Here is a 26,201-nt window from a genome sequence, read left to right as displayed (position 1 = left end):
TTCAACTGATGGAATATACCAAACATTTTTTTTGCAAATCTACGCCTCCAGACATCTCTTCCTGAACAACTCTATCAATTATATATACACCTGTTTTCGCCATTTCTTCAAAAGTAAACAAACCATTATTTGGAAAGTTTATTCTTGTTCTGTGGATATTAAATTTATTAGAAAATTTCCTTCCGAAGGCCTCTTCCACACCTTCTTTACCTATCATAAAACCTAATAGTCCTCCCCAAGTTGAAGTTGGATTATCCGCATCCCAACCAGCCAAAACACCAATTTTAATAGTTTCTTTTATAGCTCCTTCGCCATATAACAAACTTATAATACTTGATCCAAAATTGATTCCAGCTGCAAAACAGCCATTGCAATAAATATCTTTTGAAGTAATATTGTAACCATCAGCTTGCTCTACTTGATATCTTTCATAAAGCCCATCTCTAGTTTTTTCCCAAGGTGTATTTTGATTGTAATTTTCTTTTACAAAATCGAACATTTTTGCAGCGTAAGAATAATTTGGTAACGTTTTACGAGCTTCAGTAGCCATCCAATTAATTTTTTCTTTGATTGATAAATCTTCATCTACATAAGAAGCTAATGAATACATAAATACATAAAACTCTGAAATCCATTCAGCATTTTCTCTTGCAGTAGTTTGGATTGGTAATTTTGCCATTTTTAAAGCAATATCGGGTCTAGATGGTGCAAAAAACCCAAAAATCTCAGTGGTTAGCTGGGCGTCAATCATTTCATAATAATTTGAATAAATACTATCAGAAGTAAATTTAGGATCACTGGTTTCCGGTGGCACAAGTCCTTTAACCATTAAATCCAACGCTTTTTGGTTTGAAACCCACAAATAATTTTCTTCTTCAGATTTTATATGTTTTAACCAGCCATTTCTAATTTGTTCTCCAGTTAACACACTTGTTTTATTTGTGTATAACAAATATTGATACATAAATTCTAAATCGGTATCATCATCAGACCCCCAAACACTATCTACATCAGCAAAAACAAAGTCTATATTCTTAGATAAGTTACTAGGAATTCCTTGCCCCCAAATACTTGGTTGATCCGGTTTCCCCCAATTATCTCTTGTATAAAAATCACCTGTTTTAATCTCTCCAATATCCCCAATTTTATCCATTTCGGTAACCAAACCTGTCCAATTAGCGATACATTCTCCTAACCAAAAACCATACAATTTATTGGCATAATCATCTCTTGAAATAATTTTATCGGTTAATTTAGGAGCATAAAATTTGTAAGTAAATGTAGAATCTACAAGTGTGTTTTTTGTAAAATTTTGGTTTAAATTTTCTTTTTGTTTACAAGAAATTAAAACTAAAAAGATTAAAATTATTTGAATTATTTTTTTCATATAAATTTTAATCTACTTTAAAATTTAAACCTTTCGTATATCCTTTATTAACGTAATTATTTTTATACAAGCTGTTTTCTAAAAACTGATTTAACGCTTTTTGAACTTTTATAATATCCGGTCTGTTTTCTCGCATTTTTGCAAAAGACGAACGATCACTATTTGCATAATCTGTAATTATAAAATAATCTTCAGGTTGCTTAAAATTCATAATTCCACTTAAGTTATTCATTTTTTTATAGGGCCAGAAACACCAATTAACCTCATTTTCATCTAATAATGATCTAAAATCATCAACCCATTCATCTGTGTTTTCACCAGTTTCTCCAATATAAATTGGAACTTGATTTTTATCTCTAAAATCTAAATACGTTTGAATTGCTTCTTGGTTTACATCAAACCAATATTTATGAAATTCGTACACTACATTATCATCTACAAGTTCTTTAAAAACATCAAAATTTCCGCTCCAATTAGAACCGTTTAGAAAAATAGTATGCTCTTTATCTACTACGCGAATCTCTCTAACTATTCGCTCATAAAGTATAACTAGCTTATTATTTAAATCTTCTAATTCATCATTAAAATAATGAGCAATTGGCTCGTTTACAATATCATAACCAATTATTACTGGTTCATCTTTATATTTTTTAGCAATATCCACCCAAATTTTCGTCATTAAATCTTGTGAAGATTTACTTTTTAACAAATATGGATATCCGTAACTATCATCAATATTATCACCAGTTTGTCCTCCAGGAGCACAATGCATATCTAATAAAACATATAATTTTTCTTGTCGGCACCATTCAATTAATCTGTCAAAATATTTAAATCCTGAGTTTCTTTCGCTCATATACAAATCATCGGTAAACATTTTATAATGAAAAGGCAAACGAATATGATTAACTCCAATACTTTTTAGGTATTTAATATCATCATGAGTTATATAATTATTTAAAAATCCTTTCCAAAAAACCTGTAAACTATCTGGCCCCACCAATTCGTATAATAACTCATCTATTTTACGCGGTGCGTTTACCTGATTCATTTTAAACATATATCCTTCAGGAACTAACCAGTTCCCTAAATTTGTTCCTTTTAAATTTATGGAATTTCCTGTTTCATCTACTAATTGAGTTCCATTTGTTTTTACAAAACTTAGGGCGTTTTTAACAGATTTTTTATCAGTTTCGGTTACTATTTCCTTACAAGAAAAACTTAAAGTAATTAATGTGATTGCTACAAAGGCGGTTAGATATTTTTTCATTTTTAATTGTTTTTTTCATTACTAATTCTTTTTACTTCATTTAAAAGTAAAGGAAATGCCGGCTGCGTCATTCCGTGTCCATATCCCTCTAATTCATACAATACTGTTTTAGTATGACCTACAATTTTCATCATCCTCATGAGGTATGCATTTTCTTCATATCTACCCAACATCTCCAATTCACGGTCTCCTGTTATTAACAGTAAAGGTGGAGCATCTGGGCGCACATGGTATAAGGGTGCCAAATCATCTATAATAGGTTGAGTTCCTGCAATTCCTCGTTCTTCACGAACTGTAAAATGAGTAATTGCATGACCACTAAAAGGTATTAAGCCAGCAATAGTATTTGCATCTATATTATGAACAGCAAGCCATCTTTTATCCAATCCAATCATACTTGCTAAGTAACCACCAGCTGAATGGCCCGAAACAAAAATTAACTGGTCATCTCCACCATATTTTTTAATATTTTTAAAAGTCCAGGCTACTGCTGCAGCGGCATCTTCAATATAAACAGGAGCTTTCACCTTTGGATACAAACGATAATTGATGCCAATAATAGCTACTCCATTATTTTTAAGCTCCTCTGGAATTTCTTTCTGCCAACCAGTTAATCCGCCTCCATGAATCCAAACAATTGTAGCAAAATTTTTTTCATTTTTTGGATAGTAAATATCCAATACACAACGATTATTTATATATTGGTTTGATTGATTTATGCTATCGTTATAATAATGAATATTTTGTTTTAGTTCGTATTCAATTTTTTGCGAAAAACTTTTTGCCCCAACTCCAAATACAAATAATATGAATAAAATACGTTTCATTTTTTGATGATTTAAATTTTTATATTTTTATATTTTTAGAATACTTACCACCAACTTTCGCTATATAAATTCCAGATGGTTTATCTTCTAAAGAAATTAGAATTTTCCCATTATAAACTTGATATTTTTTTTCTGAAATTAAATTGAAATTTATCGTGTAAATTGAAATGCTTACTTCTTTTTGGTCTAGTGGCGTGCTAATTTCAAATTGCCCATTTGTTGGATTTGGGTAGGCAATAATCTCGTTAAATAAATCAACAGTTTTTGAAAAGACACCTTCACATGTTTTAGAGGATTTCACATGAATTATATCACCATGTTTTACCTCAATATTAAATTTAGAATCAGCTGAATTTATAACATTTTCATCGTTTACTAAAACATCAAAAGGACCAGTTCCTTGTGTCATTTCAATAGTTACAATTTTTGAAGTTACAGTTGCTTTACCTGCAACTAAATTCGATTCAGGGAGTTGAATAGTGTAACATTGCTCAAATGTACTGTCTGAAATTGTAATACACATATTATAGAAGCCAGGAGCTAAATATTCAATTGTTTTATTAGATGTAAATGGATAGTTTACACCATCTATATTAACATTATAATTATAAGTTTCATTGGTTTTAATACTTATTTTTCCATTATTTTTATCCGGACAAGTTTCTCCAATAACTTCAATATTAAAATTATCTGATTGAATTACTCCTTTTTTATAAATATCTATCCAATTAATATTGAAACCCGCATCTTTTATAAGTATTTTTAAAATATGTTCTCCTTCAGTAAGTTGAATTTCATTTGAAATAGTTTGCCAATTCTGCCAACCTCCAGTGGCTGGAGTATTCATAATTACTTCAGATATCCCATCAACTTGAACATCTATAACCCCAGTATTTGTTCCAGCTATTCGTGCTGCAATTTTATAAGTTCCACTTTCTGAAACATTTATTTTATACTCAGCCCAATCGTTATTATCTGTCCATCCTAAATTTAAAAATCCATTAGTATCTTCAGTGATTTCGGCAAACAAACCATTCATTAAATAATATTCTTCAGCCTCAATTTTTCCAGGAATTTGAAAGTTATAATTTGCGTCATATACAGGTATTTTCGTATACACTTCACCCAATTCTGTTAGTTCACCATCAGCTCCATATAAATCTATAAAGGGATATACATTTGGGCCAGAATTTGTTCTTCCAATAAACCAAGAATAGCGATACACATCTGGATTACGCTCTAAAAAGTTAATAGTCCCAGCTAAATACTTTTTTTGTTCCTCCACATTCTGGACTGGATTTGAAGAATCCCAGGAAGCAATTTCTGTAACCCAAATTGGTTTGTTATATTTTCTAGCCTCATTTACATATCCAACAATTGAATTTCCGCTGCCGTACCAATGCAATGCGATATAATCAACATTACAATCGGTACAAGCAACAAAAAAACTATCCAAATATGCAAAAGGATTATTGTAAGTTGTTCCATTTTCTTCAACACAATCACCGCAATAATTTACGGCTGGACCAACTGTTTTTATATTATTTGATTCAGCAATTTCCTGAAATTCTATCCAAGCTTCTGCCGCTTCGGTAGGCGTCATTTTTGCCTGGTCTATAAAATTGGGTTCGTTAAAACCTAAAATATATTTTACATTTGAATCTTGATTTACCCAAGCATTAACATTACTAATTCCTTGAGCATTCCAAGCCATTGGCGTGAAATCGACGCCATAGTTTTGATACGTATTTTTAATTGCACTATCCGGTTCTGAAGCCCAATTATACCACCAAGAAATAGTTGAAGAAAAATTTTGCATATCATTTATAGAATGATATCCATATGCAACACCTCTTTTATAACTTTTTGTTTGGGAATTAATATGCAAAATAAAAAAAAACAGGAGCAGGAATACTCCCGTTTTTTTAATTAACCAAACTTTATTATAAAAATAACAAATAGGTTTCAACAAATTATTTAAAATTAATTTTAAAAATTTGCTGTTGTGTATCATAAATCTAGTTTCAATTAAAATATTAGTTCTTCTAAATTATAATAAATTTGAAAAAAGTTTTCTCATTACCAGTTTAGGTTTTCTATCTACTGTAAACAAACCCCAATGTTTTTCAGGCTCAAGTGGTTCGGCCGATCCCTTCCAAGGCTCGTCAAAAGCTTCAAAAACAAACGTTAAAATATTTTCTTCTAAACACCAGTTAACCAAATCATTGTAATAAATTTCTTGCAATTCTTCACTTACATTACTTGGACAAATACCTCTTCCATTAGAATTGGTTGCCCAGCCTGCTTCTGTTATTACTACTGGTTTGTTTGGATATCTATCAGCAATAGTATGGTAATTACTTTTTGTATATTCCAACGCTTCATGAATTTTCTTATATTCCCAAACCGGATAAGTATGAATAGATATAAAATCAACTTCTTCAACCAAATCTTTTAACTTATCAATCCAAGGAACATAGTTTTCACAAAAAGTAACGGGTTGCTTAGCTCCTTTTTTAATTATTTTCACATAATCAATAACACTTTGAACAGGTACATAATGATCTGTCCAGTCAACACATGCTTCATTTCCTGCAGATAAAGAAAATATAATATCTGGATATTGATTTGCCAATCGAATTAATTTTTGAATTTGAACCAAATTCATCTTCTTATTTTCAATTAATTGCTCTTCTGAGTAAGAACCTCCCCAAGGGCATCCAAAATTATTGACTTCGGCTACAATATAAGCCCCAAGCATTACTTTAAAATTGAGTTTCTCCTTTTCAATTACTTCTAAAACAATATCGGAATGTTGATCACAATCATATAATCGAATATATTTCCAATGATTTTGAAGCATAAGAAGATCTTCTTTTATTTCTTCATAACTTGGATAAGATCCTCCTGGTTTTTGTCCTTCTCTAAACCCAGAATAACAAATTGCTTTCCCTGGTTCTATATCTAATTCTTTTATATAATTCATTTAGTTGTAGTAATCTAATTAGTATTTAAGATTTTCATCTTTATCCCAAATACCCCAATATGCGCCAACATCTCCTTCAGCTCCCGTTTTCCAAGACTCATCAAACGATGAAAAGTAGAACACATCAATATCTTCTGCTTCAGACCATTGTTGGGTATTAATAAAATATTTCATAGCGTTTTCAAATGAGGGAACAGCTCCATGAAAAACTTGCCCTTTATTTGTCCAACCTGTCTCTGTGATAATCACTTTTTTTCCATTTGCAGCGCTCATCGCTCTACGGTACATATCTTTCATATATAATAAAGAATACTCCAATTTACAGCCTTCCCAATAAGGGTAACAATTGGCAAGCACCACATCACAAGCCTCCGTAATTTTTGGACGGTGTTCAAACTCGTAATAAGCATCAACATATCCTACAGGAATCTCAGGAATAGCTTCTTTAACTTCATTTATAAATGCCAATAATTCTTCTTCTGTTAAGTCACCTCTGTACATAACTTCATTCCCAACGGCAGCAATATCAACATATCCTTTTTTGGCTATCTTAATAAGATTCGCGATTTCCCTTTTATTAATTTCATCATCACTACCTAACCAAGCACCAACTAAGGTTTTAATACCATATTCATGTGCTATTTGTGGAATTAATTCATTTCCATCAGTACAAGAAAAAGATCGAATCCATTTTGTATATGGCTTGATAATTTCCATTCTTCTTCTTATTTGTTCTTCTGTAATAATATCACCTGGTTGTTGACCTTCTTCATAAGGACTAAAGCATAAACCATGCATTCCATTATTTAAAGCCTTTGAAAAAAAACTTTGTAATTCTTCTTTGGATTTGTTCTCGTGGTTTATTCCTGCTAAGGATAATATTTTTTCTTTTCTAACTGACATCTTTTATGGTTTTAAATCTCTTGTACTTCTACTTTTATGAGAAACACTTTTATAAATTTCTTTCACTATATGGTAAGCTTCTTTCTTATTTCTATCAATATCTACAACTCCCCAATACTCCTCATTTGGGGTTCCATCATAAGGAACTCCACTACTATTTGGAGCCCAACCTCCAGGGTCAAGCATATCATTATTTCCGGCTTTCCACAATTCATCAACAAATGCGAATAAGGTTACGCCTGAACATATATCGGGAGCACTAAAAGCTCCTTTCAAAATTTTCTTGGTAGCATCAGCCTGAGCTCTTTCATTTAAACCTTGGTTATAACTATCTTTTGAAATGGTCATATAACTATCTGCTCCAGCTTCAGAAAAATACATTGGTTTAGAACTTGCAGCACTCCATTCAGGAAAAATACTTTCTGGATTGTCCCATCGATAAATATTTATTCCCCACACATCAATATTTTCAGCTAACAAAAGCGCTTGTTCATCAGGTAATTCTCCATGTGCAGTTGCAACTGGATGATTTTTATCTGTTTTATGAATTAAATCAGCAGCATTATTTAAAGCTATATACCAGTTTTTTATATCACCATCAAACCATTCTGGATGGTAATTATATTCGTTCCCTAATTCCCAAAATAATATGGCTTTGTGATTTTTATAAGTGTTTATGTAATCTATAAATGAGCCTGAAAGGATATCAAAATTTCCATTTTGGTTGAATCCAAAACCAATAATAACCTTGAGCCCAGCTGCATTTATTTCATCTAAAATAGCTTTTTCTTCAATTGGTTCATAAACACGAATAGTATTGATATCAGCTTCAACCATTAAAGCTAAATCTTCCGATAAATTATTGAAACTTCGTTGATCACTTCCTTTTGGAACCGGGTGATAACAGATTCCTTTAATTACATACGGAATTTCATTTACCAATATTTGTCGACCAGAAATTGTAACAACCTCTTTTTTATTACTTTTTTCACAAGAAAGTAACACAATAGAAATAAGTATTAAAAAGTAAGATTGTATTTTAAAGTTCATATTTTTATTCAATTTTCACTTCAGATATTTCATACAATAATTTTTCTCTATTATGGAGTATATGTTAACCCTTTACATTTTTCAACCAACTCTTTTACTTGTTCATGAGTTATTTCTCCATGCGTAATGTATGGGTATTTAATTAATGGATGTTCTACCATAAAACCTTGGTATTCTCTTATTTCAGCTTCATCGCCTTCGGTAACAATTCCTCTAATCCAATTTGGAAAATATTCCATTAAAATTTTACGCGTTTGTTTATTATTCCAGTATTCTAGAAAAAAGGTATATTCATCAAATGCTAGAGGAACTATTTGTGTTGATTGTAAATTAACAGTTTCAGACAATTTTATATCTCGAGAAGAAGCTGCTGCTGAAATAACATACTCACCACTTTCGGCAATCCACATATTTCTTTTTGCATCAAAATAAGAAAAATCACGACTTTCTAATTTAAAGCTCACTGTTTTTTCTTCATCTGGTTTCAGTTCAATTTTTACAAATTTCTTTAATTCTTTTTCAGGTCGTTTTAAGGTGCTTTTTGTATCTGAAACATACAATTGAACAATTTCTTTACCTTTAACTTTTCCTGTATTTTTAACTGTCATACTCACAGTTAAACCTTCTTTATCCGTAGTGTTTTTTGAAGACATTTTTAAATCGCTGTATTCAAAAGAAGTATACGATAAACCATATCCAAAAGGAAACAACGGTTCAATTTTTCTTCCATCATAATAACGATATCCAACAAAAATTCGTTCGCCATAAAGCACATCTCCTTGTTCTCCTGGGAAATTAAAAAATGCAGGAGTATCCTCTAAACACATTGGAAATGTTTCTGCTAATTTTCCTGAAGGATTTACTTTTCCAAATAAAACATCTGCAATTCCACCAGCACCAGCTTGACCTCCTAGCCAAGTTTCTAATACACCAGAAACCCTGTTTAACCAAGGCATAGTAACTGCGCTTCCATTTGTAAGAACAACTACTGTGTTTTTTTGAACAACAGCTATTTCACTAATTAATTTATTATGAGATGGGGGCATATTAATATGCGTTCTATCAATTCCTTCTGATTCATATTGCAATGGCAAACCTGCAAATACCAAAACAACATCTGCTTCTGAAGCTACTTTTTTAGCTTCATTTATTAATGAAAAATCATTATCATCAGCTAAATTATATCCTTGAGCGTAGGTTATTTCAATATCGTTCCCATATTCCTTTTTAATAATCTCTAAGGCATTGTCAAGTTTGGTTGGTCGAACTTGTGAACTTCCATTTCCTTGGTAACGCGGTGCAGCAGCAAACTCACCAATAATAGCGGCTTTTTTATATTTATCTTTTGAAATCGGTAATATATCATTCTCATTTTTCAATAAAGTAGCAGCTTCAGAAGCCACTTTTCTTGCGAATGCGTGGTCTTTTTCAACATTTAATTCCACCCCTTCTTTTTGAAATGATTTTGCTTTAAAAACAACCGTTAATATTTCTTTTACTAAGGCATCAACAACTGCAATATCTAATTCGCCATTTTTAATAGCTTCCACTGTAATGGCATTATTTACCGGACTTACTTTAGGCATTTCAATATGCATCCCTGCTTTCATTGCTTCAACTCTATCAATAACCGCAAACCAATCTGAAATTACAATTCCTTTAAAACCCCAATCTTTTTTTAGGATATCGGTTAACAAAAATGAACTTTGGGTTCCGTATTCACCTTGAACTCTATTGTAACAAGCCATTACCGTCCAAGGTTGTGCTTTTTTTACTGCAATTTCAAAAGGTGTTAAATAAATTTCATGTAAGGTACGATTGTCCATATTAGAGTTGTTGTACATACGCATCGTTTCAACATTATTAGCCGTAAAGTGTTTTAAAGAAGTTCCCACTCCTTGGCTTTGGACTCCATTAATAAATGCAGCTCCCATTTCACCAGATAAGATTGGGTCTTCAGAAAAATATTCAAAATTTCGACCACCTAAAACAGAACGTTTGATATTTACACCAGGGCCTAATAATACATTTACATTTTGGGTTTGTGACTCTTCTCCGAGCGTTTGACCAACTTTATATACTAAATCTAAATCCCAAGTAGCAGCAAGAGCTGATGCCGTAGGAAAACAAGTTGCCTGCAACTGATCTCCATAACCTGGTTTATTGGTTGCTGGTGCACGACGTAAACCATGAGGACCATCAGATAACCAAATCCAAGGAATATCTAATCGTTCAATTGGCATTGTACTCCAATCATCACGACCTGAACATAATGCTACTTTTTCTTCAATAGTTAATTGAGAAATCAACTGCGTTATTTTGTTTTGTATGTCAATTTCTTGTTGAGTTTGCGCTTTTAAATTCATAGTAATTAACACTAAGAATGAAATTAATACTGTTTTTTTCATATTTATTCTTTAAGTATTTATTCGAAAATAAATAGGAGGTTTTTAATCTTTTATAGTAATCAATAAAGTCAGCCTTCAAAAAATTAAAAGACTCATTTTATTTCTTTACTTCTTCTAACTTCAGTTCTGCACGACGCTTATCTAATGCTTCTTTTATTTCACGAGCCCGCTCTTCTGTTATATTATACCGCCAAACTAAAATTATGGCAATTAAAGCAGCAACTATAGGTATAATTATATCTGCTAAACGCAAATTGGTAATCGTTTCTACTGATTGAACTTTAATGCTTTCATCAAAACCAACCAATTGTAAAACAACACCACTTGTAAGCATTGCCAATGCTGTTCCTAGTTTTACCATCCACCAATATACAGCACCAAACATTCCTTCTCTACGTTCTCCGTTGTTTAATTCGTCCAAATCACAGACATCTGCTGTCATTGACATCATTAATGTAAACAATCCACCAATACCAAAAGAAAGGAAAGGGATAGGCATAAACATTAACCAAGGATTTGCAGGGTTAAATCCCCACCATTTTAAAAGATAACCTACAATTGAAAGTAAAGTAGCGATTACAAAAGCTTTTCGTTTTCCTATTTTTTCAGAAATTTTGGTAACAACAGGAATTACTAAAAACATGGTAGCTAAAGCACTTACAGTTCCAAACCAAGCAGGCCATGAACCAGCGGCATCTGTATCTCCCTGAAATAAATAATAAACAATTATAAAGAAGGAAAACTGAGCAATTGTTTGAAATCCATTAAAAATAAAGAACGTAGCTCCACACAATTTCATAAACTGTTTATTTTTAAGAGTTAATAAAATTCCTCTTATAAACTCTTTTGTATTTGCTGCCAATTCGCTCTTTGAAAGGTTTTTCAATTTACTTTTATCAACTTCCATTTCTTTGTTGAATAGCGCAGGTAAAATTCCTAAAACCATACACAAACCACCAACCCAAATAGCCATTACTTTAGCTCCTTCAGGCGCGCTTTCGAATAACGATTGATCGTAAATAATAACCCAAAACCAAGGTGCAATTACCCAGGCCATTTGCCCCATAAATTGTGACACTGCCATTAACCGAGTACGCTCGTTATAATCGGGTGTCATTTCATAACCTAAACCAATTAATGGTGTTGCAAAAATGGTATAACCTATGTAAAAGAAAATGGATACAACCAAGAAATAAAAGAAATTATACATTTCAGAATCCTCAGGATTTAACTGCCACATAATCATATATGCAATTCCAGAAATAACACTACCTACAAGTATATAAGGTTTTCTTCTACCCCATTTGGACTTTGTATTATCTGAAATAAACCCCATAATTGGGTCAGTAAGTGCATCTAAAAATCTAGGTAATGCACCTAACAAACCAGCTAAAACTGGATTCATTCCTAAAGACATTACCAACACAACCATAAAAACACCTAAAGCGGCAGGAAATAATTGATTGGCTAAATGCCCTGACCCAAATGCTAATTTCTGGCCTAAGGGAACAATATCTTCAGGTGCTATTTTAAAATGTTTCATCTTGTTTGGTTTTAAGTTTTGGTTTGGTTTGGTTTATTTAACTATTTTTAGTTTACAATTTCATAGCGTATTATTGAATTTTTATAAATAAATGTAATCTTCTTTATTTTTCTTCTTTTTCACTTGCTGAAGGAGGCACTAATACGTGTTGCATCAATGCATTTTTATCTCCATTATATGTTTTGGTAATAACTATACTATCTCTAGTTAACCCTTCAAAAACGCCTGCATCAACCAATTCCCAAATTGCATATTTTGCTTGTCCTTTTAAATTGATTAAGCCAAAATGATTTTCAGAACCAATAGGGTTTCCGGAATCTTTCCATTGTTCATCAAAAGCTTCAAAGTAGAATAATGAAATTTTTTCTACGTTCGTCCATTCGCGCATCATTTTATAATACGAACCGGCTTTGTATTCATCTGCAGCTCTTGAACTTTCCTTTCCATAATGACCATCTGAGATTGTTGTCCAGCCAGATTCACCAATATGAATTGTTTTGGTTGAATCTATACTTTTTACATACGCTGAAACATCTTGATATTGTTTTTTTGCAAATTCAAGGGCACGTAACATAGCTGCATCTACTTTTTCTAAATCGGTAAAACCTTTTTCATTATCCGGAACTTCCCAAAATTGAGGATTGTAATAGGTATTATGCATCGGATACGTATGCATTGAAACATAATCAACTGTCTTAATTAATTTTTCCAAATCTGGTGTTCTATAGCTAGTATCTCCGCCTCCCCAAGATGCGAAATCATCAGAACTTGTTACCCATAAATCAAAAGGAAGTTCTCCTTTCTTTTTTAGTTCTTGTAAATGGTTTACCCATTTCAAAATTACACTTGGCTGCACATAATAACTTGCTGCCCATTTTACCATAGCTTCATTTCCAACGGCTATTATTTTTACAATTTCCGGATATTTATTTGCCAATTCAACAGCTGTTTTTATTTCAACAGCGTTTCTTTCGCTTTCTAAATTGTGATCTGGTTCTAATTCTGTCCATGCATTTTTACAATCAATCCAAGCGCCCAGCATCACATACATTTCAAAAGTTGGATCTTCTTTTTGTAACTCACTAATTGCTGCCAATAAATTTGAAGCTTGTGCTAAATGAACATTGTAAGTTCTTAATATTTTGACATTCATAGCTGCCAAAATTTTCATATCCTCTTTCAACTCAGGAATAGTAGGTTGAACATCACGTGTTACTTCCCGATAACCTCCATAAGAAATTGCCAAATATTCAGGATTTCCTAAAATATCAGCGGCTGTTAAATTTGTTTCTATTTTTTTTGGTTTTTTAGCACAAGAAAACAACACAGTTAATACACTAAAATAAATTCCTATTCTTATAAAATTCATCATCACTTTTATTCTTTATAATAAAATTGTTTTTTAAATAATTCTTTTGGATTGCCCCCTATTTGAAGTTCAAATTCTCCTTCTTCAACTGTCCAAGTATTGTCCATTCCTATAAATTTCAAATCTGCTGATTGAATTGTAAATTCAATGGTTTTGGTTTCATTAGGTTGTAAATTTATTTTTTCAAAGCGAATCAGTCTTTTTGAATCTGGTGCTACAGATGCTACTAAGTCTTTTAAATACAATTGAACCACTTCTTTTCCTTCTCGATTTCCAGTATTTTTAATTGAAACTGAAATTTTTAATGCTTCATCTCCTGATAAAGTATCTTGTTCAATCACAAAGTTTGAATATTCAAAAGAGGTGTACGAAAGCCCGTGTCCAAATTCGAACTGTGTATAAAAGCCATCATAACCCCAATTTACATCTCTTATATCTGCTTTTTTATGATAATATGTTACCGCATTCCCCGAATATTTTGGATATGTGTAAGGCAATTTTCCACTTGGATTGATGTGCCCAAATAACACATCTGAAATTGCGCGCCCACCTTCTTGACCTGGATAATAGCCCATTAAAATACCATCTGCAAGCGGCTCAATTTCTCTTATAATTCTTGGACGCCCTTGAACCATTACTAAAATGATTGGTTTTTTATAAATTGCTAACTTTTTTACTAGTTCTTGTTGTGCTTTTGGCAAGTCTAATTCATTGATGTCTGAAGGCTTTTCTGTTGCAGGTAATTCTCCAATACAAACAACAATATAATCTGCATTTTTAGCTTGTGAAACAGCTTTTGAAGTATTTATATCTTCGGTATAATTGGTTCCTTCAACATAGGTTACATTTTTGGCTCCAACTTCTTTTTCAATAGCTTTTAAAATGGTTAATTTACTTGGATCATTGTACTTTGTATCCTGACCTAAAAAGGTTCTAGACCAAGCTCCATTTAACAAATTCATAGAATTTGCTGCATAACCAGTTACCAATATTTTCTTTCCTTTTTCTAAAGGTAAAACAGCCTTATTATTTTTTAATAAAGTAATAGCTTCAGCAGCTGAATTGTAATTTGCTGCTATATGCTTTTCACTTCCAAAATCAGGAAAATCCTTTGGATTGTTATATGGTTTATTAAATAAATTTAAGTGAAATTTGAGGTTTAGTATTCTCGTAACAGCATCATCAATTCTTTCCATTGATATTTCGTTATTTTCAACCATTTCAACAATATAATCCACCACATCAATATCATAAGGATTCATCAGCATGTCTAAGCCCGCATTCACAGCCATTTTTGTTGCTTCACGCTTGCTCGTAGTAACTTCATGTGCTTCAATCAAAAATTCTACATCACTAAAATCTGATATCACAACGCCTTTAAATCCTAATTCTCCTTTTAAAATATCAGTTATATAGTGTTTGTTAATATGACAAGGAATACCATTTACAGCATTAGAGCTAATCATAACACTCACAGCTCCTTCATCAATTGCTTTTTTAAATGGTGGAATAAAATACTGTCGTAAACTATTTTCAGGAATAATGGCATTTGCTCTGTCCTTACCATTTCTTCCTGCTCCATAGCCAATAAAATGCTTTAAGCAAACTGCAGAACTTTCAATATTTTGAAGATTTTCGCCCTGAGAACCTTTTAAATAAGCCACTCCCATTTCTGAAATCAAGTAAGGATCTTCTCCAAAACTTTCTGAAATTCTGCCCCATAACGGATTTATAGCTACGTCAATATTTGGATTAAAATTCCAAGGTAAAGATGCTGCTCTTGACTCATAAGAAGTTATTTCTCCATTAGTTGCTGAAAGTTCTCTATTCCAAGTTGCAGCCAAGGCAATTTGATGTGGAAAAAGTACAGATCCTTTTATATAATTAGCACCATGAATATTGTCAATTCCGTAAAGTACAGGAATTCCCAAACGCGTATTTTTTAAACTTGCATCTTGTATTTTTTTTACAATTTTATACCATTCACCTCTACCAGCTAAATACTGCGGTGTATTATGAATAGATCCAACCCCATAATCTACTATAAACTTTTGAAACTTTTTTTCATCAAATTCCGCACTATCGCGTTCATCCCAATAATCCCCTTTCAAAATAGAAGGCAAACCTATATTTAACATTTGACCTACTTTTTCATTTAAGGTCATTTTTAACAACAATGAATCTACTTTCTTTTCTATTATACGCTCATTATCCATTTTTAAAACGTTTTTTGGTTGTTGTTTATCACAACTAAAAATTAGTGAGGCTATAATTGTTAAAGAAATTAGTTTTTTCATAAATTAATTTTACTTAGCTAAATACACTACGATTTGACTAATTTCTCCTGTTCTTTCAAAAACCTTTTTACTTATTTCTAAATCAAGATTTAAGCCTTCAAATTTAAGATTTTGACCTTCATTTAAAACTACTTTTAATCCATCTTGCTCAGCTAATTTATAGATAACTGGAATTTGACAATACGTAAAACAAAGTGAATCTTTTTCCAATTCAATTTCTTTTAATTCTTTATGAATAGAGGTATATGCGAAAATTTTTGGTTCTATTAAGAATTCTCTTTTTCTTAACAAACGAGGATTAAACAGTAATTTCCCTTCCTTTACAAAAACTCCTAATTCACCAAATCTACTTAAAACATCTTCTTTTACCTGTCCTGTCATTCCTGGTTGTTGCGCTCCTTTTCCACCTGGAGTATGAGAATATGGATCTGTTGGAAATGCACCATACAATTCAGGTGATTTATGCACCCCAATTCCTTCGTTAATTTCGTAATAATGATCTAACAATTTACCAATAGTAACTTCACTTTCTTTATTTGAAACAGCCATCAAACAGGTTTCCTGAACACTTAATAACAATTTAGAAACCATGTGCCAATAAATAGAACCCAACCCTTCGTAACCAAAGAAAGTTCCAGATCTTCCAGTAAATGATTTATGATTAAAAATTTCTTCAAAAATATCCAACACTAATTTTGAGTCTTTTTCTACAAGCAATTGATATTTTTCTTCTGGCAATTGTGAAAGTGCTGTTTTAAGACTATTTGCGTTATTGAAATTTCCATTAAAATGATAATTTCCTAGCACATCTTTTTCTATAACTTGGGTATTTCCTTCTTTTAAAAGCTCCTGCAACAATAATGATTCTTCAACTTTTTTAGCAGAAATGTTGTTTTTATCACTAAATCTTGGCAATTCTTTGTTAGGATATAAAATATAACTGTATTGATCTTCTCTAAATAATGCACTACTTTTTAATGCATCTAAAAGCTCTAAAGAATCCTTTCCTGAAATATAACCTGAACTTAAAACCGCTACCTGACCTTCTAACATTTCAGGTAAATATGAGATTGCTATTTCTCGTTCGTTTTTTACCGTCATCAAATTGTATGCATGGTACAAATTATCTGCTCTTTTATTCGCTGCAATTGTATGATCAATAAATTGAAGGGTTATTTTTGTAAAATTTAAAAGTGCCTTTTTTGAAATAATTTCTTTATTACTTGAAAATCCATTTTCATAAATAGAAGTTCTAAAATTACTTCCAGCATTTCCAAGGCCATCTAATACCGTTTTTCTATCAATATCTGAAATTTTTCCATCTAATAATTGTCTGTTATTGACTAAAGTTGCCGATACTTCATTAAAAAATAATGCTAATTCTTCTGAAATTTCAACCTCATCTATAGTTGCATTTGAAACAATTTCTTTAAAGAAATTTAAAAAACGACGCAAGTAATACAATGTAACCATTGAAACTCCATTTCCTACTAAAGCATTATTCGCATCATTCCATTCAGGTCTTTGAGTATTCATCCAAATACCACCTTCAGGAATAAAATTTGACACTTTTGCCAATACTGTTGCCAATAATTTCTCAACTAAATTCACTTTATAAATAAAGTAATTTTCATCCCTTAACAGGGCTCCATCGGCTCCTAATTCTTTCTTTTTTCTATTGATATCTTCATCTAGTTCAAGGTCAAATTCAATAGTATCTTTTGGGTTTGTTAAAATAGCATCGTAACTTTTTATTTTATAAGGCACATTTGCGTATACAAAAAGCTCTTGATTAAAGTAGCTTACTAATTTAGCTGGATAATGCTTTTCAATAAATTCTAAAAACTTTAATAAGTAAATAATTTGATGATCTCCCCAATATCCAATATATGACCAAGGATTGTCTGGCTCAATTGTTTCCCAATCAAAACCATCTTTTGTAACACGATAAGGATTGTAACCATCAAATGTTGTGGCGTTTAAAAACTTATGAATCATACTCTCAATAAACTCTGGATATGAGTGTGCCAACGCTTCCCAGTTTTGAAAAATATCTCTCCAGTTCCCTTCGTAGTCCAATATTTTTGAGCCATCAACTTCACTTCTTGTATTGATAGAGAATTTGTTCCAAGGTCTGCTTGGATCTCCGTGTCGTCTGCTAAATTTCAACGGCATATATTCAATACAAAGCCTTTTAAAATTTTTATCCAGATCGTTTTCTGCCAATTCTTTTAAATAACTAAGTGTAAATTCTTCTGGAAGTCCTTCTAAAATATTTCCTTTTTTCTTATGTACTTTTTTATTGGCGTTCGCCATGTATTTTATAAAATCCGATTTTTCAATTTTATAATTATCATCAAAAATACCACCTCTCATAATATTGAAAAGTGTATTTGCAAAATGCCTAGTATTAATTAATTTATCATCTGTTAACTGTAAACCATCTGAATTTCCAGCAAGTTCTTTTAAATTTTTAGTACCATTATCAATATCTTGTTGAACAATTTCAATCAGATTTTTTTCATTTTTAATTGACTCTTTAATTTTATTAATAGAAACTATGCTTTGATTTACATCGGCCATCATCATCCAAGATTTTTCAGTTTCAGGTTGCAAGGTTATATCAGTACACGTAAAATAAGCGCCCTTTTCTGCCTTTACATTAACTTCTTGTTTTATTGCTTTTCCTTTTCTAAAATTATCTAATTGTAAAGATGACAATAAATACGTTGGATTTTCAATTCCAAAAGACCAAACTATGTTTGCTTTTAATGCTTCGCTAGGTTCCGCTTTATCTACAATAATGGCACTTAAAGCAAAAATTCCCAATCCTGAATCTGCTTCCAATTCACATTTTTTATAAGCATCAACTAAATTACTACTTGCATTTTGCAAATCTGCTGAAACACCATAAGGCAATATATTCTGGATACCGTCTAATACGGTAAGCTGGATTGATTTGCCGGTATTGTTAACCAATGTTGATTTTTTTACAAAACCAAATTTGTCACTTGAATTCCAATGGTACTTATAGGTAACTCCTAAATCGTGATTAATTTCTTCAAAAATCACTTTGTTTCCAAAGTTGTTTTTATATAAATTTCTGGTTATTTTATAAACACCTTCATATCTTTTTGAAAATGGTTCCCATAAATATGTTTTGCCTTCAACATGAACCTGAACAATTGTTTTACTTCCTGTAATTTCAGCCGATTCGGTTATTTTATCATCGGTATAATAAGGAAACAATGAATTGTTACTATTTTTTCTACCTGCAGATAATCCACCATTACTGGATATAAACATCCAATGGTTTGAGTTACTAACAATACTCATAAAAAAAGGTCTCATTTCGTCAACATTCGAAATCTTGTAATAGCTTTCTTCCCCGGCTATTACTAACTTTCCTTTTACTTCATTTGCCTCAAAAGAAGCTTCCTTATTTCCTATATACATTGTATGTTGTTTACTCATATTGTGTTCAATTTTAATCTAAAACCCTTATTGAAATTTTATAAACAGTTTTATATATTCTATCCTTTTTATCTTTAATTTACTTTAAATGGAATATTAGCTGTTGCAGCATGTTCATGCCCATCATCAACATACCCAAACAATCTATACGCTCCTTTTTCAGCAGCAACTTTAAATTTTAATTTACCATCTTTATCACTTACAACAGTGAATTCAACTGCTTCTGGTCTATTTTCAAAATCTCCACCATCTTGTAAATCAGCACTTTCTTGTAAAATTTCCCAACGGTAATTTAATTGATCATTTTCAAAATCCTTAACTTTCAAACTTGCCAAATATGCTGTATTAGCTTCTAAAACTACATTTTCATATGCAGTTTTATTATTGATGGTAAATAACTCAATTTGCGGTGTTATGTTTTCGGGCCAAGTTCCATTCCATATATAATGCATTACATCAACAGATTCAGTTTCTTTCCCATCTTCTAAAAACACGCCATACCAAGTTGGTGTACGTTCTTGTTTTTGTCCCCATAAAAACACATATGAACCAACACATTGTAACGAATCAGCCTCAATTGCTACTTTATATCTTTTTAAGTAATTCGCTGCTTTTAATGTGCTATTTTCTTCAATTGGTGCATTCCATACTGTTTTTGGAACTTCCCAATGTCCAGTTGCTCCCCATTCTGTAACCATATAAGGTCCATCCCAACCAAAATCTTTAATTTGCTGAGGTAATTCAACTATTTTACCATACATCTGCACAGAAAGTAAATCTAAATCTGTACATCGTTCTTTAATTAAATCTATTTCACGTTGAGAAATTCCAGCTAACGTTGAAGTGGTTAAATGATTTAGATCAACTTCATGAATCATTTTTGAAATATCATTAACAGCATCCCAAACTTTAGGATTTGTTGCACGTAAATTGAGTTCATTCCCAATTGCCCAAATAAATAAAGCAGGATGGTCTTTTAAAGCTATTACCTCTTGTTTAATTCTGTCAAATTGCTCTTTTACAGCAATTGAATCGTTATAATCAAAACCATGGCGTTCTCTGGCTACTTCAATTCCCATAGTTACCATTAAACCATTTTTTTGAGCTTCATCCAATACTTCTTTCCCAGTTTGTTGTCCGTTCTCTGTTCTCCATGTTCTAAAAGAATTCCCTCCATGTTTTGCAACTGACGCAATTTGTCCAAATTCAAGTCCTGCTCCTTTGATATAAAAAGGCTCATTGTTTACATATAACTGAAACTTTCCTTCCTCTTTTTTCAACTCAACTTTTGCAGGTTCGTTATTGTCAACCATCGCTTTTTCTATTTTTGTTTGCTTTAAATTACAACCAACAAAGACTGTGATACAAATAACAATTGAAACTATGGTTTTTAATTTATTTTTAATCATTGTCTAATTTTTTACTAATTCTAATTCAATTTGTTCTAATGATTTTCCTTTGGTTTCAGGTAATATTTTTAGTAAAACAAAGAACCCAAGTACCGCAATAACTCCAAATATTAAGAAACTCATAGCGTTTCCAAAGTTTGATAATTCCCAAGGAAATACTTGCTGTACAACCCAGCTTATAAATGAATTTACAAAGCCGATTACTCCAATTGCTAAACCTCTATATTTATTAGGAAATAGTTCTGACAGCATTACCCACATTACTGGGCCTAAAGAAAATGCAAAACAGGCAATAAAACCTAAAATACCAATTAGTACCAAGGTTGCATTTATATTTGTTGCCGCCTCTAAAATTGCTCCTTCATTTTTAGCATATACTTGATTTCCAAGAGCTGATTTCATATCGTTTTTAAAATCGATATCATTGTCATAAACCTTGTTTGCAACAGCGGTTAATTTACCAGCTTCAATATTTTCAAATTGTGCAATTTCGTTTGAAGTTAATTGATAAGTTGCTTGGTTAAAACCATAAGCACATACCAATAAACTAATCGCTATTCCTGCTATTCCTACTAATAACAAGGGTCTTCTTCCCATTTTGTCAATTAAGAATATTGCAATGATAGTAAAAAATACCGTAGTTAAACTCAATAATATTCCAGAGGCAAAAGAAGCATCTGTTCCAATACCTGTTTGTTTAAAAATAGAAGTAGCATAAAAATAAACAGCATTAATACCTGTTATTTGTTGTAATATACCCAACACCAAACCAACAATTAAGATAAATCGTAACGACGGTTTTAAAAGTTCCATTATTGAAACTTTTTCTTGTTTCTGGCTTTCATTAATATTTTTTTCAATCGATTCAATTTCAACTTTTGCTAATTGCTCACCATATAGTTTATTTAACACGACTTTAGCTTCCTGTAATTTTCCTTTTGAACACAACCAACGTGGACTTTTAGGTACAAAAAACATAAATAAAAAATATAATATTGCTGGAATAAATTCAACACCCAACATCCATCTCCAAACATTTTCGTCGGTCAAAAAGGAGTTTCCAGATGTGTTTAATTTATTGAAATAATAATTACTTAAAAAAGCAGCGAAAAAACCAAGTACTATATTTAATTGTTGAATTGAAACTAGTTTTCCTCTATTTTCTGCCGAAGAAATTTCAGCTATATAGGTAGGTGCTAAAATAAGTGCTGCTCCAAATGCCAAACCACCAATCATCCTAGCTATATATAGCATTTCATACGAAGATGCATAAGCCGAAGCTAATGCCGAAATGGCGTATAAAAACGCTACTGCAATTAATATTTTTTTTCGACCAATTATATCACTCAATCTCCCTGAAATCAACATGGCAATCATTGCTGCAAAAGAAGGAGAGCTTACTACCCATCCCATTTGACCATCGCTTAAATTAAATTCTGGCCCTGCATAAGACATAACACCTGAAATAATTCCTGCATCAAACCCAAATAAAAATCCTCCTAAAGAAACTACAAATGCTATAAATACTACTTTTTTTGACATACTTAAAATCTTTTAACAGTTCTATTTTGAAATTAGTTCAAAACAATTGTTTGTATTGAACGAGCTAACATATTTAAATTAGTCGTTTTTTTATCAACCGTAAGCATATAATCAATTGCTTTGTCACTTTCATTTAAAGCAACAATTATTATACTTCCATCTATATTTTTAAATGAAGTTGCACTTAAATGATTTGCCGTAGTTCCTGTTGAAATTCTCTTCGCTCCTGGTCGAATAAATTTTGAGAAATGACCGATGTAATAATACGAATTGGTAAATGTTAATTTTCCAGTTTGAGTATCTCCATGAACAGGTGCAAAACAAAGATTACCTACATGATTTGGGCCTCCGGTTTCATCTAACAATATATTCCAGTCAGTCCAAGCAACGGTTCCATTGTTAAAATCGTTGATCATTGCTTTTCCATAGCGTTCTGCTAATTTTGGATCTTCAATTCTTGATACATCATATTTTTCATTGCACCCCTCAGTAAAAATTAATTTTTTATCTGGAAATGCATCATTTACTGCATCAACATTCTTATACATTGGAGTTCCATCTTTCCAATCTTCATACCAATGAAAACCAGTTCCCCAAACATATTTACTTGCTTCCGGGTCGCTAAGAATAACATTTGCGCGCTCAAATAATAAATCACGATTATGATCCCAAACAATTAATTTTTTATCAGCTAAACCTTCTTTTTCTAAAGCTGGTCCTAAATAATTTTTAACAAAATCGCGCTCTTCTTCAGCAGTATAAATACAAGATTCCCAAATTTGAGTAGCCATTGGTTCGTTTTGAACACTTAAACCCCAAATCGGAATACCTTCTCTTTCATATGCTTTAATAAATTTTGTGTAGTAATTAGCCCAAGATTGAGCAAATTCTGGTTTTAATTTACCCCCATTTAACATTTCTCCATTCGTTTTCATAAACGATGGCGGACTCCAAGGGCTTGCGTACATTGTTAGCTCTCCTCCTGCCGCTTCAATTGCTAATTTTGTAAATGGAATACGAAATTGTTTATCATGTTCAATACTAAAAGTTTTTAAATCTGAATCACCTTCTTCAATATAAGTGTAACTTCCACTTGAAAAATCACAACTATGAATAATGGTTCTACCTAAAGAATAACCTATCCCTTTATCAACACTATAATAAGCTTCCATAAAAAGTTTTTGCTGCTCATTATCCAATTTATAAAAAGTTTCAGCAGCAGCATCAGTTAAAGCCGCCCCAATACCCAAAAATGTTTGATGTAATTTTGAAGTATTTATAAATATTGACGCTTCGGTTTCTAATGGCTGATTAAAATTAGAAAATGACAAATTTTGAGACGTTAATTGCAATTTAACATCACTCGTTGCAGTGGTTGAATAAACTGCACTTTTAGTTATTTGTAAATTAGCAACTTTCTCTTCGTTGCTTATGAGTAATTTATCATTGTTTTCCTGTTGTTTTTCTCCACAACTACCAATTAAAAAAAGTAGTATTAAAAACATTGAACTATTTTTAATAAAATTTTTAAAATTCATATTAATTGTTTTACTACGATGCTTAAAATGGTTATACATCTTCAAAAGTTTTTAGTTGTTTCATTAAAAGCATTAAACTAAATTTAGTCTAACGCACACATTTTTAATTTTTTATTGATAAACTCTAACATAATCTATTTCCAATGTGGACGCCACAAAATTTGGGTCGATAGAAAACCAACTACCACCCATAGCAACATTTAAAATTAAAAATTGATTTGCAGTATACGGCCAGGTTTCGCTATTTTTTAAAGCCGGACTGTATTTATAATGTTCCTTTCCATCAACTGAAAACACAATTTCCTGATCATCCCATTCAACTACATACACGTGAAATTGTGTTGATACGTCAGCTAAATATTGTGCACCGTGATTTGTTGTATTCCCAAAACTAGACGGAGTATGCATTGCACTTTGAACATTTCCATGATTATGCCCCCAATGTTCCATAATATCTATTTCTCCACAAGCAGGCCATCCAGCAGTTCTTATATTTGAACCTAACATCCAAATTGCTGGCCAGGTACCTTCACCTATTGGTAATTTTGCTCTTACTTCAACTTTTCCATAAGTAAAATCAAATTTACCCTCTGTTAACATCCTTGTTGAAGTATATTCAGCACCTTCATAATTTTCTCTTTTGGCTGTTATCTTCAACATACCTTCTTCAATAATTACATTCTCACTTCTATTAGTATAATATTGTTTCTCACCATTTCCCCAACCATTATCTCCTCTTCCAATATCATAACCCCACTTAGAATCATCTGGGCTTCCATCTGTATCAAATTCATCAGAAAAAACTAAATCTTTAAATTCCGGACGCGCCACATAAACTTTAATCTGTTGGAAAGAATTAATAAAATCACCTGTTTTGGAATATGCATAAACATAAACTGAATAAGAGTTTGTACTTCTTTGCGAATAAGTATACTCAACAGTTCCTGTTGAATTAGTAACCGTATCTCCATTCCCAAATCTAAATTCGTATGAAATTGCATCTGTCGCATTGGCAACACACTTAATGATTCCTGACCCATCCCCTTCGGGATTATTTTCATTTACACCTTCCAATGTAATTGATAGGGTTAAATTTGATGGAACAACCTTCTCAGGAACCTGCTCAATAATTGGATCGTCTTCATTACCACCTCCACAAGAAAATAGCAATAATAAGGCTAACCCAAATACCGTAATTAATTTATAATATTTGAAACTTTTTTTCATACTATTTTTAACAAAAATGCTTTATTAATTTAAAAAAAAAGAGGGTAAATATTTACCCTCTTATCATTTTAACAATAAAAAAAGGACTATCTAAAAAAGAAAGTAATTTTCCTTTACAGGAATTCTATATTTAAATAAAGAACCTTTAAAATTCATTTACTCAGGTACAAAAACAAATGTCCAACCAGTTCCGTATGTTTCACTATTGCTTAAATAAAGAACCATTTTGTCTTCAGTAAGTTCAACAATTGAATACACTCCATCCGCATTACCTGCATCTGAACCTAGCATTTTAGCTCCACTTACAGTTAAGGTTTGGTTTGCAACATCCAACACAAAACTTCCTAATTCACTTGCACTGCTACTAGCATCTCCATAATGAGTGAAATTGGCTGCGCCATCTAAATCAAAATGCATTTTTCCAGCTGCATCTCCAGGAGGACAGCAGTCTCCACCTGCATTCCACCATAGTGACCATGCATTATCTGTACTACCAGGAGCAGACATAAACCACCACATTCTACCGTCAGGATTAGGACCTCCATCAAACACCCATGTTTTACCAGCTGCCGTGTCTTCACTAACTAAATCGTACCAATCTTGATCTAAAGCATTGTCTAACTGGTCAATTTGTACATCAATTGTTTTAGAAAAGAATTCAGCTCCTAATGTTCCTGTAAAAGTAAATGTAGCAGTTCCAGGGATAGGATAAATAAATGTTACTTTATCCGTTAGGGCTTTACCTAAATTATAATCCCAATAACCATTAATACCTGGCGTTACTAAATCTAGTGTAATTTTATTTCCACCAGGCGTACTTTGAGTAGCTATTAACTCAACTCCAGCAACATCTGTAGTGTTTTTCAAAAATTCCTCTTCAACTATTGTATCACAAGCTGAAACTGTCAGCAAAAGTGCTACAAATAAAAGACTTATTATTTTATAAATTTTCATATCTCTAATTTTATTAA

At 31.8% G+C, this 26,201-nt stretch carries 17 protein-coding genes; all 17 read right to left on the bottom strand.

Features of this window, described 5'->3' with window-relative positions:
• Position 1: 1 nt before the first annotated feature.
• The 17 genes from CHB63_RS12570 to CHB63_RS12490 all read right to left on the bottom strand — a co-directional run bounded on the left by CHB63_RS12570 (position 2) and on the right by CHB63_RS12490 (position 26,184).
• Positions 2–1,387 (bottom strand): ADP-ribosylglycohydrolase family protein, encoded by a 1,386-nt coding sequence (locus tag CHB63_RS12570; RefSeq protein WP_176420363.1) that lies wholly within the window; start codon positions 1,385–1,387, stop codon positions 2–4.
• 7 nt (positions 1,388–1,394) lie between these two features.
• Positions 1,395–2,657: a glycoside hydrolase family 5 protein gene (locus CHB63_RS12565; RefSeq protein WP_089378822.1), complete on the bottom strand. Its 1,263-nt coding sequence runs from the start codon at positions 2,655–2,657 to the stop codon at positions 1,395–1,397.
• A gap of 2 nt (positions 2,658–2,659) precedes the next feature.
• On the bottom strand, positions 2,660–3,484 hold the full coding sequence (locus CHB63_RS12560) for an alpha/beta hydrolase (protein WP_089378821.1): 825 nt from the start codon (positions 3,482–3,484) through the stop codon (positions 2,660–2,662).
• A 19-nt stretch (positions 3,485–3,503) separates the two neighbouring features.
• Positions 3,504–5,372, bottom strand: a complete 1,869-nt coding sequence (locus CHB63_RS12555) for a glycosyl hydrolase (RefSeq protein WP_176420361.1) — start codon at positions 5,370–5,372, stop codon at positions 3,504–3,506.
• A 162-nt stretch (positions 5,373–5,534) separates the two neighbouring features.
• Positions 5,535–6,470, bottom strand: a complete 936-nt coding sequence (locus CHB63_RS12550; RefSeq protein ID WP_217898413.1) for a glycoside hydrolase family 17 protein — start codon at positions 6,468–6,470, stop codon at positions 5,535–5,537.
• Between the two features lie 18 nt (positions 6,471–6,488).
• Positions 6,489–7,373 (bottom strand): glycoside hydrolase family 17 protein, encoded by an 885-nt coding sequence (locus CHB63_RS12545; protein ID WP_089378819.1) that lies wholly within the window; start codon positions 7,371–7,373, stop codon positions 6,489–6,491.
• Between the two features lie 3 nt (positions 7,374–7,376).
• Positions 7,377–8,423 carry a glycoside hydrolase family 2 TIM barrel-domain containing protein gene (locus CHB63_RS12540; RefSeq protein WP_141107311.1) on the bottom strand — a complete coding sequence of 349 codons (1,047 nt, stop codon included), beginning with the start codon at positions 8,421–8,423 and terminating at the stop codon, positions 7,377–7,379.
• A gap of 50 nt (positions 8,424–8,473) precedes the next feature.
• Positions 8,474–10,831: a glycoside hydrolase family 3 C-terminal domain-containing protein gene (locus CHB63_RS12535; RefSeq protein WP_089378818.1), complete on the bottom strand. Its 2,358-nt coding sequence runs from the start codon at positions 10,829–10,831 to the stop codon at positions 8,474–8,476.
• Between the two features lie 97 nt (positions 10,832–10,928).
• Positions 10,929–12,374, bottom strand: a complete 1,446-nt coding sequence (locus tag CHB63_RS12530; protein WP_089378817.1) for an MFS transporter — start codon at positions 12,372–12,374, stop codon at positions 10,929–10,931.
• 103 nt (positions 12,375–12,477) lie between these two features.
• Positions 12,478–13,743 (bottom strand): glycoside hydrolase family 17 protein, encoded by a 1,266-nt coding sequence (locus CHB63_RS12525; protein ID WP_394335315.1) that lies wholly within the window; start codon positions 13,741–13,743, stop codon positions 12,478–12,480.
• Positions 13,744–13,751: 8 nt separating this feature from the next.
• The gene (locus tag CHB63_RS12520; protein ID WP_089378815.1) at positions 13,752–16,040 is read right to left on the bottom strand and encodes a glycoside hydrolase family 3 N-terminal domain-containing protein; all 2,289 of its coding nucleotides are present in this window, start codon (positions 16,038–16,040) and stop codon (positions 13,752–13,754) included.
• Between the two features lie 9 nt (positions 16,041–16,049).
• Positions 16,050–19,514 carry a hypothetical protein gene (locus tag CHB63_RS12515; protein WP_089378814.1) on the bottom strand — a complete coding sequence of 1,155 codons (3,465 nt, stop codon included), beginning with the start codon at positions 19,512–19,514 and terminating at the stop codon, positions 16,050–16,052.
• Between the two features lie 74 nt (positions 19,515–19,588).
• Positions 19,589–20,923, bottom strand: a complete 1,335-nt coding sequence (locus CHB63_RS12510) for a glycoside hydrolase family 2 TIM barrel-domain containing protein (RefSeq protein ID WP_245856957.1) — start codon at positions 20,921–20,923, stop codon at positions 19,589–19,591.
• A 3-nt stretch (positions 20,924–20,926) separates the two neighbouring features.
• Complete coding sequence (locus CHB63_RS12505; RefSeq protein ID WP_089378813.1) at positions 20,927–22,465, bottom strand: sugar porter family MFS transporter; 1,539 nt, start codon at positions 22,463–22,465, stop codon at positions 20,927–20,929.
• Between the two features lie 32 nt (positions 22,466–22,497).
• Positions 22,498–23,970, bottom strand: coding sequence for a glycoside hydrolase family 30 protein (locus CHB63_RS12500; RefSeq protein WP_089378950.1), 1,473 nt, complete (start codon positions 23,968–23,970; stop codon positions 22,498–22,500).
• A 144-nt stretch (positions 23,971–24,114) separates the two neighbouring features.
• Complete coding sequence (locus CHB63_RS12495) at positions 24,115–25,230, bottom strand: glycoside hydrolase family 16 protein (protein WP_089378812.1); 1,116 nt, start codon at positions 25,228–25,230, stop codon at positions 24,115–24,117.
• Positions 25,231–25,386: 156 nt separating this feature from the next.
• Positions 25,387–26,184 (bottom strand): hypothetical protein, encoded by a 798-nt coding sequence (locus CHB63_RS12490; RefSeq protein ID WP_089378811.1) that lies wholly within the window; start codon positions 26,182–26,184, stop codon positions 25,387–25,389.
• Positions 26,185–26,201 lie beyond the last annotated feature (17 nt).

It is taken from the genome of Lutibacter flavus, assembly GCF_900188355.1.
GTDB lineage: Bacteria > Bacteroidota > Bacteroidia > Flavobacteriales > Flavobacteriaceae > Lutibacter > Lutibacter flavus.
Note: the sequence above shows the minus strand (reverse complement) of the source record. Positions and strands in the feature narration are given on the sequence as shown.

Bases quoted from the DNA above. Each gene is read 5' to 3' on its own strand.
- CHB63_RS12500 (WP_089378950.1), bottom strand. From the start codon at position 23,970: ATGTTTTTAATACTACTTTTTTTAATTGGTAGTTGTGGAGAAAAACAA.
- CHB63_RS12565 (WP_089378822.1), bottom strand. From the start codon at position 2,657: ATGAAAAAATATCTAACCGCCTTTGTAGCAATCACATTAATTACTTTA.
- CHB63_RS12505 (WP_089378813.1), bottom strand. From the start codon at position 22,465: ATGTCAAAAAAAGTAGTATTTATAGCATTTGTAGTTTCTTTAGGAGGA.
- CHB63_RS12530 (WP_089378817.1), bottom strand. From the start codon at position 12,374: ATGAAACATTTTAAAATAGCACCTGAAGATATTGTTCCCTTAGGCCAG.
- CHB63_RS12535 (WP_089378818.1), bottom strand. From the start codon at position 10,831: ATGAAAAAAACAGTATTAATTTCATTCTTAGTGTTAATTACTATGAAT.
- CHB63_RS12550 (WP_217898413.1), bottom strand. From the start codon at position 6,470: ATGAATTATATAAAAGAATTAGATATAGAACCAGGGAAAGCAATTTGT.
- CHB63_RS12545 (WP_089378819.1), bottom strand. From the start codon at position 7,373: ATGTCAGTTAGAAAAGAAAAAATATTATCCTTAGCAGGAATAAACCAC.
- CHB63_RS12490 (WP_089378811.1), bottom strand. From the start codon at position 26,184: ATGAAAATTTATAAAATAATAAGTCTTTTATTTGTAGCACTTTTGCTG.
- CHB63_RS12515 (WP_089378814.1), bottom strand. From the start codon at position 19,514: ATGAGTAAACAACATACAATGTATATAGGAAATAAGGAAGCTTCTTTT.
- CHB63_RS12510 (WP_245856957.1), bottom strand. From the start codon at position 20,923: ATGATTAAAAATAAATTAAAAACCATAGTTTCAATTGTTATTTGTATC.
- CHB63_RS12495 (WP_089378812.1), bottom strand. From the start codon at position 25,230: ATGAAAAAAAGTTTCAAATATTATAAATTAATTACGGTATTTGGGTTA.
- CHB63_RS12540 (WP_141107311.1), bottom strand. From the start codon at position 8,423: ATGAACTTTAAAATACAATCTTACTTTTTAATACTTATTTCTATTGTG.
- CHB63_RS12560 (WP_089378821.1), bottom strand. From the start codon at position 3,484: ATGAAACGTATTTTATTCATATTATTTGTATTTGGAGTTGGGGCAAAA.
- CHB63_RS12570 (WP_176420363.1), bottom strand. From the start codon at position 1,387: ATGAAAAAAATAATTCAAATAATTTTAATCTTTTTAGTTTTAATTTCT.
- CHB63_RS12520 (WP_089378815.1), bottom strand. From the start codon at position 16,040: ATGAAAAAACTAATTTCTTTAACAATTATAGCCTCACTAATTTTTAGT.
- CHB63_RS12525 (WP_394335315.1), bottom strand. From the start codon at position 13,743: ATGAATTTTATAAGAATAGGAATTTATTTTAGTGTATTAACTGTGTTG.